The organism is Pseudomonas sp. FG86, from assembly GCF_057808775.1.
On the sequence record NZ_JBMDIS010000012.1, the window covers coordinates 39,833 to 51,566 of the forward strand.

Consider the following 11,734-nt stretch of genomic DNA (forward strand, 5'->3'; position numbering starts at 1 on the left):
CAAAAGCTATGCGCTGGAGCCACTACTTCGCTCAGTTGTCGGTGTGTGCCACTGTCCTGCTGGTGCCATTCGCCGCACAGGCAGCGTCGGAAGATGACCCATGGGAAAGCGTCAACCGCCCGATCTTCACCTTCAACGACACCGTTGATACCTACGCCCTCAAGCCATTGGCCCAGGGCTATCAGTTTGTGACCCCGCAATTCATGCAAGACGGCGTGCACAATTTCTTCCGCAACATCGGCGATGTCGGCAACCTGGCCAACAACGTGTTGCAGCTCAAGCCGCACGCCGCGGGCGTGGACACCGCTCGCTTGCTGATGAACACCACCTTCGGCGTGCTGGGCTTTATCGATGTCGGCACCAAAATGGGGCTCAAGCGCAGCGATGAAGACTTCGGCCAGACCCTGGGTTACTGGGGCGTGGGCAGTGGCCCATACGTGATGCTGCCGCTGCTGGGGCCAAGCACCCTGCGTGATGCGCCGTCCAAGTACGTGGACAGCTACACCCAGCCATATCGCTATATGAACGACATTGGCTGGCGCAACAGCACCATGGGCCTGAATATCGTTGATACCCGCGCCAGTCTGCTCGACAGCGAGAAGCTGATCACCGGCGACAAGTACACCTTTATTCGTAACGCTTACCTGCAGAACCGCGAGTTCAAGGTCAAGGACGGCAAGGTCGTCGACGACTTTTAAGCTGTGATATTTTGAAATGAAAAAAAGGCGACCCTGGCGGTCGCCTTTTTTATGTGCGGTTTCAGCGCATTTTCAAGATCTTAAGCCCCAGTTGTTGCTCTTCGCCTGCCGTTTTGGTCCATACCACTTCGGTGTCAGCCTCCAGGCCTTTGAGAGCCGCGTGCTCTGAATCAATGCGCACCGTGAGCAGGTCTCCCACGTTGAACTGACGCGGTGCCTGCACCTGCATCCCGGAGCTGGAAAGGTCCACGCAAACCCCGGCAATCTCTTGCCCCGCGTGGATCAACGCCACGTCGGCATCCACTCGCATGCGGATGAAGTCGCGTTTTTCAGCGTAGTCGCGCTCGTATTCGCTCACAGCTTCCATCCTTACATTGTGTTGTGGTTTTAAGGGTTCTTATAACTCCCGGTGATTTGCGATGTAAAGACGCCCGGCGACCATCGGCATGAGCTTGAAACACCAGGCGGATGGGAGTACCGTCTGCGCCTTAGAAGGGCACCTCTGCTTTACAGTTGTGCGTGGGCAAAAAGCCTATGCTTTGTAGGACAGAGAGGCTAGAAAGCGAATCCAGTAGAGTGAGCCCGGCCTTTGCCGAGTCGCCTACGCCAACCTAATTCTGGCGCCGTTTGCCCACATGCAAAAAACCAGTGCCACGCTGCTGATAATCGATGACGACGAAGTAGTGCGCGCAAGCCTTGCGGCCTATTTGGAAGACAGTGGGTTCAGCGTCCTGCAGGCCAGCAATGGCCAACAGGGTCTCCAGGTATTCGAGAGCGACCAGCCCGACCTCGTGATCTGCGACCTGCGCATGCCCCAGATGGGCGGCCTCGAGCTGATCCGCCAGGTGACCGAGCGCGCCCCGCAGACGCCGGTGATTGTCGTGTCCGGCGCCGGGGTCATGAACGATGCTGTCGAGGCCTTGCGCCTGGGCGCCGCCGATTACCTGATCAAGCCCCTGGAAGACCTGGCGGTGCTGGAGCACTCAGTGCGCCGTGCCCTGGATCGTGCACGCCTGCTGCTGGAAAACCAGCGTTACCGCGAAAAGCTCGAAACCGCCAACCGTGAACTCGAAGCCAGCCTGAACCTGCTCCAGGAGGACCAGAACGCCGGTCGCCAGGTGCAGATGAACATGCTGCCGGTCAGCCCCTGGACCATCGACGAGTTCAAGTTTGCGCACCAGATCATTCCGTCGTTGTACCTGTCGGGTGATTTTGTCGACTATTTCCGTGTCGACGAGCGCCGCGTGGCGTTCTACCTGGCCGATGTCTCCGGCCACGGTGCTTCCTCCGCTTTTGTGACCGTGTTGTTGAAATTCATGACCACACGGCTGTTGTTTGAATCCAAGCGCAATGGCACCTTGCCGGAGTTCACTCCCTCCGAGGTGCTGGGCCACATCAACCGAGGCTTGATCAGCTGCAAGCTGGGCAAACACGTGACGATGGTGGGCGGCGTGATCGATGAAGAAACCGGTCTTTTGACCTACAGCATTGGTGGTCACCTGCCGATGCCGGTTTTGTACACACCTGACAGTGTGCGCTACCTGGAAGGACGGGGTCTGCCCGTTGGCTTGTTCAATGAAGCCACCTATGAAGACCACATCCTGGAGCTGCCACCGACCTTCAGCCTGACGCTGATGTCCGATGGCATCCTGGACCTTCTTCCAGAGCCTACACTCAAAGAGAAAGAAGCCGCCTTGCCCCAACGGGTCAAGTCGGCGGGCGGCAGCCTGGATGGCCTGCGGCAGGTTTTTGGATTGGCCACGCTAGGGGAGATGCCGGATGATATCGCCCTATTGGTGTTGAGCAGGAATCTTTGATGAGTACCGGAAGAATCCAATTCGCCGAGCAAGACGGGACCTTTGTCCTGAAGTTTGTCGGTGAAGTGCGCCTGACCTTGTGTTCGGCGCTGGATGCGACGATTGAGCGGATTTTCACAGCGCTGAACTTCTCGGCGATCGTGATCGATCTGACCGAAACCCGCAGCATCGATAGCACCACCCTTGGGCTGTTGGCCAAGTTGTCCATTCTGTCTCGGCAGAAGGTCGGCCTGTTGCCCACCGTCGTCACCACCCACGAAGACATCACCCGGCTGCTGCAGTCCATGGGCTTCGACCAGGTGTTCAACATCGTTGACCGCCCGATCCCTTGCCCGGAATGCCTCACCGACCTGCCGGTCCAGGACCAGTCCGAGGAGGTTGTTCGGGTGAAGGTACTGGAAGCGCACAAAATCCTGATGGGCCTCAACGAGTCCAACCGCGAAGCCTTCCACGACCTCGTCAACGCCCTCGAGCGTCACTGATCCCTCTGTAGGTGAGAGGGGGCTTGCCCCCGATAGCACAGTGTAAGGCCATGTATTCCTCGCTGACCCACCGCCATCGGGAGCAACCCCCCTCCCACAGTTGAACTGAGATCGGCTTGCGATCGATACAAAAAAGGGCGGTACCCTCACGGGTACCGCCCTTTTTGCCGTCTCTGTCCGTTTACAGCTTGGCGGACAACAGCGCCTCAAGCTTCTCCTGGTCCCGAGCAAACTGACGAATACCCTCTGCCAGCTTCTCAGTCGCCATCGCATCCTCGTTGGACTCCCAACGGAACTGCGCTTCAGTCAAATGTACCCGCGCCTCTCCGGCATGGCCAGGCGACAACTTGCGCTCCAGCTTGCCTTCGTCCGCCGCCAGCTTCTCCAACAGGTCCGGGCTGATCGTCAGGCGATCACACCCAGCCAACTCTTCGATCTGACTCAGGTTACGGAAGCTCGCACCCATCACCACGGTCTTGTAGCCGTTGGCCTTGTAGTAGTTGTAGATGCGCGTCACCGACTGCACGCCAGGATCATCCGAGCCGGTGTAGTCGTTGCCATTGGCTTTCTTGTACCAATCGTAGATCCGGCCTACGAATGGCGAAATCAGGAACACACCCGCTTCCGCGCAAGCCACAGCCTGGGCAAACGAGAACAGCAGGGTCAGGTTGGTCTGGATGCCTTCTTTTTCCAGCTTCTCCGCCGCACGGATGCCTTCCCAGGTGGAGGCGATCTTGATCAATACGCGGTCGCGGCCGACGCCGGCCTTGTCATACAGGTCGATCAGACGGTGCGCGCGCTTGAGTACGGCGTCAGTGTCGAACGACAGGCGGGCATCCACTTCGGTGGAAATACGGCCTGGTACCACTTTGAGAATCTCTTGACCCACCGCTACCGCAAAACGGTCGCTGGCCAGGCCGACATCACCGTTGCAGTCCTGCACACACTCATCCAGCAGCTTGGCATAGCCCGGAATCGACGCGGCCTTGAGCAGCAGGGAAGGGTTGGTGGTGGCGTCTTGCGGCTTGAGCTTGGCGAGGGTGGAAAAATCGCCGGTATCGGCTACGACGGTGGTGAACTGCTTGAGTTGTTCCAGCTTGGAAGTCATGGGCGTGCTCTGTCCTATGGGTCTGATGACATTACCCGAGCGCCGACAGGCGCTCAAGGGCGCAAATGCGTTCGATCGTTTGCGAGGGCAACAACCTGAAAACAGCCGTTTGAATGACGGGCCTTGCTGCTGAATAGGAGGCCAGAACGGCCCACAGGTTCAACCCAATTGCCCGATGACACTTGGATAGCGCCTTCATGCCAACTGACGCCTTCCCTGGTATGCACCGCACCCAATGTGGGAGGAGGCTTGCCCCCGATGGCAGTGTGTCAGTTCATCAATAACCAACCGACGCCCTGCAAGCTATCCAATCAACGCCCTTCCAACAACGCCCCTGCCTGATCCAACAATGCCAACGGATCCGCAGCCTTATGAATATCCACCGACAACAACTGCCTGAATCTGCGCGCCCCAGGGAAACCGGTGCCCAACCCCAACACATGCCGCGTCACATGATGCATCGCCCCACCCGCCGCCAAATGCTCAGCGATATAAGGCCGCAACTGCGCCAACGCCTCCGCCCGGCTGATCACCGGCGCTTCACTGCCAAACAACTGCTGATCCACCTCCGCCAGCAGATACGGATTGTGATAAGCCTCCCGGCCCAGCATCACCCCATCAAACGTCTGCAAATGTTCATGGCACTGCTCCAGCGTCTTGATGCCGCCGTTGAGAATAATCTCCAACTCAGCGAAGTCCTGCTTCAACTGCGCCGCCACGTCATAGCGCAAGGGTGGAATGTCGCGGTTCTCCTTTGGCGACAACCCTTCCAGAATCGCAATCCGAGCATGCACCGTAAAACTGCTGCAGCCCGCGTCCTTCACCGTCCCGACAAAGTCACACAACTCGGCATAACTGTCCCGCCCATTGATCCCGATGCGGTGCTTGACCGTCACCGGAATCGACACCGCATCGCGCATCGCCTTCACACAATCGGCCACCAAGGCCGGGTGAGCCATCAGGATCGCGCCGATCATATTGTTCTGCACCCGGTCGCTCGGGCAGCCGACATTCAGGTTCACTTCGTCGTAGCCAGCGGCCTCGGCCATACGGGCACAAGCGGCCAGGTCAGCGGGGACACTGCCGCCAAGCTGGAGCGCCAGAGGGTGCTCGGCTTCGTTATGGCGCAGGAAGCGGTCGTGGTCGCCATGGAGGATCGCGCCGGTGGTGACCATCTCGGTGTAGAGCAGGGCGTGCTTGGAGAGCAGGCGCAGGAAGAACCGGCAGTGACGGTCGGTCCAGTCCATCATGGGGGCGACGGAGAAGCGGCGGGAGAGGGCTTGCGGTGTAGCTATTTCTGAGGGCATTGGGATCTGGGATGGAGAATGCGAAGGGTGGGCAGTTTATCAGGAATGGGTTTGAGGGGGCGGGGTGTTGGTCGTGCGATGCGAGGCCCTTAAATAAATTCCCTTTTTTCCGGCATGTGGTGGTGGCACTGCTGAACAATGAGCCCGTCTGCAAGCGCCTATGCAAGCGCGGCCGGGAGGTGGTCCTGCTTTCCGAAAACCCCAAGTTCCCGGCGCGCTACGTTCTCGAAGGCGACGAACTGTCGATCTGGGGCGTGATCACCAGCACAGTGCGCAGCCATGTCTAAGCAGCAGTCAACCTTCGCACTGATCGACTGCAACAGCTTCTATGCCAGTTGCGAACGGGTATTCCGGCCCGACCTGGCGAAGGTGCCCATCATGGTGCTGAGCAATAACGACGGCTGTGTCATCGCTCGGAGCTACGACGCCAAACCCTTCATCAAAATGGGCGAGCCGTATTTCCAGATCAAGCACAAACTCAAGCAGCACGGCATTGTCCCGTTCTCCTCCAACTATGCGCTGTACGGCGACATGAGCGAGCGCGTGATGAGCCTGATCGAGGCGATGGTGCCGGCGGTTGAGGTGTACAGCATCGACGAGGCGTTCGCCGATCTGACTGGCATCGGTGGGCTGGATGCCTTAGGCCGGCAGATTCGCTCCTAGGTGCTTCGCGGCACTGGTATCTCTGTCGGTGTTGGTATCGCGCACACCAAAACTCTGGCGAAGCTAGCAAACCACACCGCGAAGCGCCTGCAGTCCCAAACTGGTGGGGTGGTCAACATCACCGATCCGGTTAAGCGTGACTGGGTGCTGCGCAATACGGACGTGGCTGAAGTGTGGGGCGTTGGCCGCAAGATGAAACTCCATCTTGATGCCATGGGGATCAAGTCGGCTATGGACCTGGCTAAGGCCGATCCGTGGACGCTCCGTAAGAAGTTCAGCGTTGTGATCGAGAAGACGGCCAGAGAATTGGGCGGCACACCTTGGCTGGAGCTGGATGAACCGGATCCGCCGAAGTAGGAAATCTGCTGTAGCCGCATGTTCGGCAAGAGGCTGACGGAGCTGCCGCCAATCAAGGAAGCGGTGGCCACCTACATGATGCGTGCGTCTGAGAAGCTCCGCGCTCAGAACTCGCTGTGCAAGAAGGTGCGCGTGTGCATCCGCACTGGCATGTTCAATCCGGAGGAGGCGAAGTATGCCAATGGGGTGGTGGTGGATATGCCGTACCCTACTGATGACGTGCGGCTGCTTACTCAAGCGGCGGTGGGGGCGGTTGATCAGATATTTCGACCAGGCTTTAAGTACAGCAAGGCTGAGGTGATGTTGCTCAACCTTTGCCGGGCAGGTGAGTACACCGATGATTTGTTTTCTATTTCACAGCCGGCGCAGGCGACTCGTGTGATGGCGGTTTTGGACCAAATTAACGAAAGGTGGGGTAGGGGGGCGTTGCGTTCGGCAAGCGTGCCAGCGGATCCTAGCTGGGCAATGCGTCGGGAGATTATGAGTAAAAGCTATACAACTAGACTTGACCATCTATGGATGGTTTCTTGCAAATAACAAACCTAATACTAAGGGGGTGTTTGATATTTAATATTTTCTATCACTTTGTGTTGTGCGTATGCTTCCTGCTTAAAACTCAGGAGGGAAAACTACTTCTCCGCGTTCAAGGTTGTCAACGTCATATAATAATTCGGCTATAAATTGAGCGGGGATATAGTTTATTACGCCGCTTGCTCCAGAACCAGTAATCACCATTCCAGAGAACTCCATCTGACCATTAGCGTATCTAAAAACTGGCGAGCCACTATATCCTCGAAGGCATTTATTATCTGTTGTGGTTATTTTTAACGATTCGAGATTTTCTATCTGGGGAATTATTCGTTTACCAAAAAGCACTCCTAACGATGCGGAGAACTGCTTTTCATCATAATCATATGATCTATGGCTGTCAGGATAGCCAAAGACGCAGTAGCTCTTATCTTCGTCTCTCGCGTCGTCATCAATTGTGTACCCTATATCTATCCAGTTCAAGCCGTTATTACTTAAAGAGTCGACATTCTCAGGATGTACTCGCATAACTAATAAGTCTTGCGATGGTTCGAAGTCGTCTTTCATTATTGCTTCACGGTCAAATTTGATTTCTAGGCCTGATGTGCGTAGAAAAACTCTGATGTGTTGAGGGTTTGTTTTTTGATTTACCCATATGTGCTTTGCAGAAATCAAATAAATATGTCCCCGCCATTCTGCGGTAAATGCAGTTCCGACACCCCAGTAAGGATATTCTTTGTTTTCCGAATAGATAACTAGTGGATGTATTAATCCAAGAAGGGATTCAAATAGATCGCTTGGGACAGGAGGTGGTTTTTTCATGCGTTAAGTCTTGTAGTCTGTTGGCTTAGGTTTTTGGGATTAGCCCTTGTCGATTATCGGTTTCATCGCTTTTGCCAGTTCTTCGAGAAGCTCTGTCATGGTTTCAATCTCGATGTCTCCAGGCTCAATTCGTGGTATTGAAATAGGTTTTCTCTCAGATAGCTTTCCCATTAGTTTATTTGAATTTTTTTGGTAGGTCAGTGCATCGGTGGCTAAAGCTATGTTTCTGCTAGCTTGTTCCGAGGAGAACTGCTCTGTCGGGATGCTCACGACGTCATCCTTAAGCCCTACGTAAAGTGATGCGTTCTTTCTATTGTTTCTATGCTCAGTTAGTATGCTACTTGATTGGAGTAAATCTATGCCCTGATTTGTAGCTCCTAGTGCGGAAATTATGACAGAGGTCTGCACATGTTCAGCTGTGAGCTTCGCCTTGTGATCTCTTAGACGTGCCATAAGTTTTTTTTCATCAACGGGATGCCCTGCGAGCTTCTTTACGCCAGCAGCGTGTAGCATCAGACATTTAGAAAGCTCTTCTCGAGCGATATGGGATAAAGTAAAAGCTCTCGCGTAAAAGCTGTTCTGAAATAAAATTGCTGCCTCCTCAATTAAGGATTCCGCATTAGTTAGTAATGCATGGATGTAATCATCAATGTGTTTTAGAGATAGAGACATTCATTCACCATGCAAATTTTTTTGTGTGGTAGGAAGCCGTCTTGAGTTTGTTTTGTTTTTATAGCTTGGCATGTTGGTTTGTGCAGGCTGGTAAGGGTTGTTTAGGTTCATGGAAAGGCAGGAAGGCCGGTCATTTTTGAGTGTTATGAACCGGCCCGTTAATATCTGATGTCAGACTATTCAGCCTGAATACGATCCCATTCCTGCTTATACTGCTCAGTTTCGTTAATGCAGTTCTCACATAGGAGAGCGCCGTAATAACCTTCACCCTCAAGAGCTGTTACTAACTCAGCGCCTTCTAGGATGACTTGGCACTCATTGTGGTGATCACCAGGGTCAGTTACCCCGTCGCAAGCGTTTTTTAGATACGCTCTGACAACCCCCTTCTGAAGTTCTGTGAGGGTGTCGAAGCCTTTGTCGATGGCAAGCTTGGCAATTCCACCAACCTTAGGGTCTTCGTTATCAAAATGACCGTTTTTCAACAACTGCGCTAGCACCTTAGCTTCTTCGCTCATCATCCCCTCCACGGGTCATGGTCCTTATGAATCGCCACCATAACACAGCTCTGAAAACCGAAGTCGAGCCCATTCTTGCCCGGCTGCGTGCTTTTGAATGACCTTGTACCGCATCATTTAGATTACTTGACGCAAGCGTGAGCTACGGCCTCGTAGACGCAAGCTGGTAGAAGGTAATTGCTTAGAAATTGCTACAAGCGAAACGCAGAAGAGTCTTTTACCTACGTAAGCCTAGGGGCGGATAACGCTCTACGTCCAATCCATCACCGGTACGACAGATAAGCGATAAAATTGTCTCCGGGACCAAGCCAAAATCTCTAGGAAATGTCCCACACTTTTCTCGGCTTGCCCCTCAGACCACCCATAGCTAACCTCCTCAAGCCGCTGACAACCCAGCGGCCGGATGTGGAAGTCCGTACCAAGCTAAGACGCAATCGCCCATAAACCGCTACCGGCGTTTTTTTACGTCTGTATTATGTGTTTCGGCGGCTGTGCGCGGGGCACTTCGGTGCGCCGGGTCCTTAGCCCTGGTCTTCCACACCTGCGTACAGCTGCCACCCTCATGTGGAAGTGAGTTTGGCAGTTCTTGAATAGTTAAGGAGCTCCGCCATGTACAAGGTCACACCTAACCCGCCACATGCTTCAAACGCTGCCCCAGCCGAGCAACCCACTGGCAACGTCTTCCTCGTCAGCCCCAACATCGACTCCGAAACGCTCCTGGCCAACGCCGCCGAAAACCTTGCGTCCGCCAACCAAATGGCCGCAACCCTGGCTTTCGACCTTGATGAGCCCCACCGCGCCATCGCCCTGGGCATCCAGCAGCTAATCGACCTGAGCGCTCTACTCGTCAGCCGAGCCCAGGAGCACGTCGCGCCTACCGCCAGCACGGCCACAGCCTGACACCCAACCCCGCCGCCTTACCCCAAGGCGGCAACCTGAACCCTTCCTGTCACCCGGCAAAGTTTCATAATTCCCTTCGCCTTTGAGGTCTACGATCGTCCCCAAGAGAGGCCCCCCGCGCCTCCAGTCCACAGGGAACTGAAAACATGATCTCGAACCTTGTCAAAGTCGTGATGATTGCTGGCACGTTGCTGTTGGGCGCTTGCTCTTCGGGTTCGTCTGGCGTGAGCAGTGACCCTTGCTTTTCGGGCGGGTGCCAGGCGTTTGGTGACCACAGCCCCAGCAAGGCCGCGAAGATGAATTTTGGCGGCAGTGGGCTGGGGAGTAGTTATGGGGAGTATGGGTCGGGGTTGTTGCATGATGATTGATGGGGTGGTGGGTCAGGCGTTGGTGTGGTGACTGACCCACTGCTATCGGGGGCAAGCCCCCTCCCACATTCGATCTGTGGTGGGGGCAGAATTGTGGGTTTTAGTGCCCGCCCTGCATGCGCCGCGCGACCAGGTAGATACCCAGGCCGACCAGTGCCGTAGCCGCGCCGATGTAGCCGGTGCTGGTCCAGCCAAACCCAGCTGTAATCGCCATCCCGCCAAACCACGGCCCCAGTGCATTCGCCAGGTTGAACGCCGCGTGGTTCGACGCGGCTGCCAGGCTCGGTGCCTCATGGGCAATATCCATCAAGCGGATCTGCAACGGTGCGGCCAGCGACACCATGGTGCCCACCAGGCCCATGCTCAGCAGCACGCCCCATAGCGATGAGGCCGCGAAGGGGAAGAACAACAGCACCGCCATCGACCACACCAGAATCCAGCCCACCGCGCGAAACTGCATGCGATCAAACAGCTTGCCGCCGGCGATGTTGCCGATAATTCCACCGACGCCAAACGCCGCCAGGCCAAATGGAATCCACTGTGGCGAGACTTTGGTCACTTCCAGCATGGTCGGCGCCAGGTAGCTGAATACGCAGAACATCCCGGCAAAACCGATGGCGCCAATCGACAGCGCCATCCACACCTGGGGTTTGGTGAAGGCGCGCAGTTCCTTGCGCGGGTCGCTGCGTTGTTCGTCGTGGCGGTGGGGGACGAATTGCCAGACCAGGGCGATGGTGAGGAGGGCTATCACGCTGACCAAGGCAAATGCAGAACGCCAGCCCAGGTGTTGGCCGAGGAAGGTGGCGATGGGGTTGCCGAGCAGCATGGCCAGGGTCAGGCCCATCATGACCCGCGCCACGGCGCCGGCGCGTTTGTGGTTGGGCACCATGCTGGAGGCGACCACGGCGGCGATGCCGAAGTAGGCGCCGTGGGGCAGGCCGCTGATGAAGCGGAAGGCGACCAGCGAGCCGAAGGTCGGGGTGAAGGCGGTGGCGAGGTTGCCCAGGGCGTACAGGCCCATCAGCAACAACAGCATATGTTTACGCAGCAGCTTGGCGCCGAGGATGGCCAGCAGCGGTGCGCCGACCATCACGCCCAGGGCGTAGGCGCTGATGGCGTGACCGACCTGGGGTTCACTCAGGTTCAAGTTGCGGGCGATGTCGGGCATCAGGCCCATGATGGCGAATTCGCCAGTACCGATCGCGAAGGCGCCCACGGCCATGGCAGCTTCCATTTTGGCGGCACTGCGCGCGGGCAGCACGTGCCCGGGTGTTTGCTGGATAGTCATGGGGTAACTCTATTGGGATGAACGGCACGAAGGACAGCCGCCGATGCTACGCAAGCAGCGACGAAGGTGTCTAGAACAGCCTTTTTTGAAAGAGTTCAGTTTGATTAAACACCCTGTGACCCCACGTCGCGCTTGCCACGCTTGACAGCGGCGCGGCAAAACCCGCGATTTAGAGCTGTCAATTGGCCAAACGACGCATAAACGCCGTT

12 protein-coding genes and 2 pseudogenes are annotated in these 11,734 nt (G+C 56.1%); 7 read left to right on the forward strand and 7 right to left on the reverse strand.

Features of this window, described 5'->3' with window-relative positions; all coding sequences use genetic code 11:
* Positions 1-8: 8 nt before the first annotated feature.
* Positions 9-698 carry an MlaA family lipoprotein gene (locus tag ACODSV_RS10765; RefSeq protein ID WP_150056089.1) on the forward strand — a complete coding sequence of 230 codons (690 nt, stop codon included), beginning with the start codon at positions 9-11 and terminating at the stop codon, positions 696-698.
* Positions 699-759: 61 nt separating this feature from the next.
* Here ACODSV_RS10765 and ACODSV_RS10770 read toward each other — a convergent pair whose 3' ends face one another.
* Positions 760-1,056 carry a PilZ domain-containing protein gene (locus ACODSV_RS10770; protein WP_024074106.1) on the reverse strand — a complete coding sequence of 99 codons (297 nt, stop codon included), beginning with the start codon at positions 1,054-1,056 and terminating at the stop codon, positions 760-762.
* Between the two features lie 277 nt (positions 1,057-1,333).
* On the opposite strand from ACODSV_RS10770, the gene rssB reads away from it, so the two are divergent.
* Both rssB and rssC read left to right on the forward strand, forming a co-directional pair.
* Positions 1,334-2,515: a two-component system response regulator RssB gene (gene rssB / locus ACODSV_RS10775; protein WP_024074107.1), complete on the forward strand. Its 1,182-nt coding sequence runs from the start codon at positions 1,334-1,336 to the stop codon at positions 2,513-2,515.
* Positions 2,515-2,997 (forward strand): anti-sigma factor antagonist RssC, encoded by a 483-nt coding sequence (rssC, locus tag ACODSV_RS10780; RefSeq protein WP_024074108.1) that lies wholly within the window; start codon positions 2,515-2,517, stop codon positions 2,995-2,997. Before rssB ends, rssC begins: the two co-directional genes overlap by 1 nt.
* 181 nt (positions 2,998-3,178) lie before the next feature.
* Here rssC and tal read toward each other — a convergent pair whose 3' ends face one another.
* Positions 3,179-4,105 (reverse strand): transaldolase, encoded by a 927-nt coding sequence (gene tal / locus ACODSV_RS10785; RefSeq protein ID WP_024074109.1) that lies wholly within the window; start codon positions 4,103-4,105, stop codon positions 3,179-3,181.
* A 311-nt stretch (positions 4,106-4,416) separates the two neighbouring features.
* Positions 4,417-5,412: a tRNA dihydrouridine(20/20a) synthase DusA gene (gene dusA / locus ACODSV_RS10790; RefSeq protein WP_150054953.1), complete on the reverse strand. Its 996-nt coding sequence runs from the start codon at positions 5,410-5,412 to the stop codon at positions 4,417-4,419.
* A 110-nt stretch (positions 5,413-5,522) separates the two neighbouring features.
* Here dusA and ACODSV_RS10795 point away from each other — a divergent pair.
* A pseudogene (locus ACODSV_RS10795) lies at positions 5,523-5,699 on the forward strand (LexA family protein); the annotation flags it as partial.
* A pseudogene (gene umuC, locus ACODSV_RS10800) lies at positions 5,692-6,969 on the forward strand (translesion error-prone DNA polymerase V subunit UmuC). The pseudogenes ACODSV_RS10795 and umuC, both read left to right, overlap by 8 nt.
* A 72-nt stretch (positions 6,970-7,041) precedes the next feature.
* Here umuC and ACODSV_RS10805 read toward each other — a convergent pair.
* The 3 genes from ACODSV_RS10805 to ACODSV_RS10815 all read right to left on the reverse strand — a co-directional run bounded on the left by ACODSV_RS10805 (position 7,042) and on the right by ACODSV_RS10815 (position 8,969).
* Entirely contained in the window at positions 7,042-7,782 is a 741-nt protein-coding gene (locus ACODSV_RS10805; protein ID WP_150054952.1) for a trypsin-like peptidase domain-containing protein, read from the reverse strand.
* Positions 7,783-7,821: 39 nt separating this feature from the next.
* Positions 7,822-8,454, reverse strand: a complete 633-nt coding sequence (locus ACODSV_RS10810) for an AbiV family abortive infection protein (RefSeq protein ID WP_150054951.1) — start codon at positions 8,452-8,454, stop codon at positions 7,822-7,824.
* 176 nt (positions 8,455-8,630) lie between these two features.
* Positions 8,631-8,969, reverse strand: a complete 339-nt coding sequence (locus ACODSV_RS10815) for a hypothetical protein (protein WP_150054950.1) — start codon at positions 8,967-8,969, stop codon at positions 8,631-8,633.
* Between the two features lie 609 nt (positions 8,970-9,578).
* Between ACODSV_RS10815 and ACODSV_RS10820 the strand changes: the two genes are divergently transcribed.
* Complete coding sequence (locus tag ACODSV_RS10820) at positions 9,579-9,869, forward strand: DUF6124 family protein (RefSeq protein ID WP_069075490.1); 291 nt, start codon at positions 9,579-9,581, stop codon at positions 9,867-9,869.
* 146 nt (positions 9,870-10,015) lie between these two features.
* Positions 10,016-10,237: a hypothetical protein gene (locus ACODSV_RS10825; protein WP_069075489.1), complete on the forward strand. Its 222-nt coding sequence runs from the start codon at positions 10,016-10,018 to the stop codon at positions 10,235-10,237.
* Between the two features lie 100 nt (positions 10,238-10,337).
* On the opposite strand, the gene ACODSV_RS10830 is transcribed toward ACODSV_RS10825, so the two are convergent.
* Positions 10,338-11,525 carry an MFS transporter gene (locus ACODSV_RS10830; protein ID WP_150054319.1) on the reverse strand — a complete coding sequence of 396 codons (1,188 nt, stop codon included), beginning with the start codon at positions 11,523-11,525 and terminating at the stop codon, positions 10,338-10,340.
* Positions 11,526-11,734 lie beyond the last annotated feature (209 nt).

What these genes read in the sequence shown, in the direction of transcription:
- ACODSV_RS10830 (WP_150054319.1), bottom strand. Translation starts at nt 11,525, where the DNA reads ATGACTATCCAGCAAACACCCGGGCACGTGCTGCCCGCGCGCAGTGCC.
- rssC (WP_024074108.1), top strand. Translation starts at nt 2,515, where the DNA reads ATGAGTACCGGAAGAATCCAATTCGCCGAGCAAGACGGGACCTTTGTC.
- dusA (WP_150054953.1), bottom strand. Translation starts at nt 5,412, where the DNA reads ATGCCCTCAGAAATAGCTACACCGCAAGCCCTCTCCCGCCGCTTCTCC.
- ACODSV_RS10810 (WP_150054951.1), bottom strand. Translation starts at nt 8,454, where the DNA reads ATGTCTCTATCTCTAAAACACATTGATGATTACATCCATGCATTACTA.
- tal (WP_024074109.1), bottom strand. Translation starts at nt 4,105, where the DNA reads ATGACTTCCAAGCTGGAACAACTCAAGCAGTTCACCACCGTCGTAGCC.
- ACODSV_RS10815 (WP_150054950.1), bottom strand. Translation starts at nt 8,969, where the DNA reads ATGAGCGAAGAAGCTAAGGTGCTAGCGCAGTTGTTGAAAAACGGTCAT.
- ACODSV_RS10820 (WP_069075490.1), top strand. Translation starts at nt 9,579, where the DNA reads ATGTACAAGGTCACACCTAACCCGCCACATGCTTCAAACGCTGCCCCA.
- rssB (WP_024074107.1), top strand. Translation starts at nt 1,334, where the DNA reads ATGCAAAAAACCAGTGCCACGCTGCTGATAATCGATGACGACGAAGTA.
- ACODSV_RS10765 (WP_150056089.1), top strand. Translation starts at nt 9, where the DNA reads ATGCGCTGGAGCCACTACTTCGCTCAGTTGTCGGTGTGTGCCACTGTC.
- ACODSV_RS10825 (WP_069075489.1), top strand. Translation starts at nt 10,016, where the DNA reads ATGATCTCGAACCTTGTCAAAGTCGTGATGATTGCTGGCACGTTGCTG.
- ACODSV_RS10805 (WP_150054952.1), bottom strand. Translation starts at nt 7,782, where the DNA reads ATGAAAAAACCACCTCCTGTCCCAAGCGATCTATTTGAATCCCTTCTT.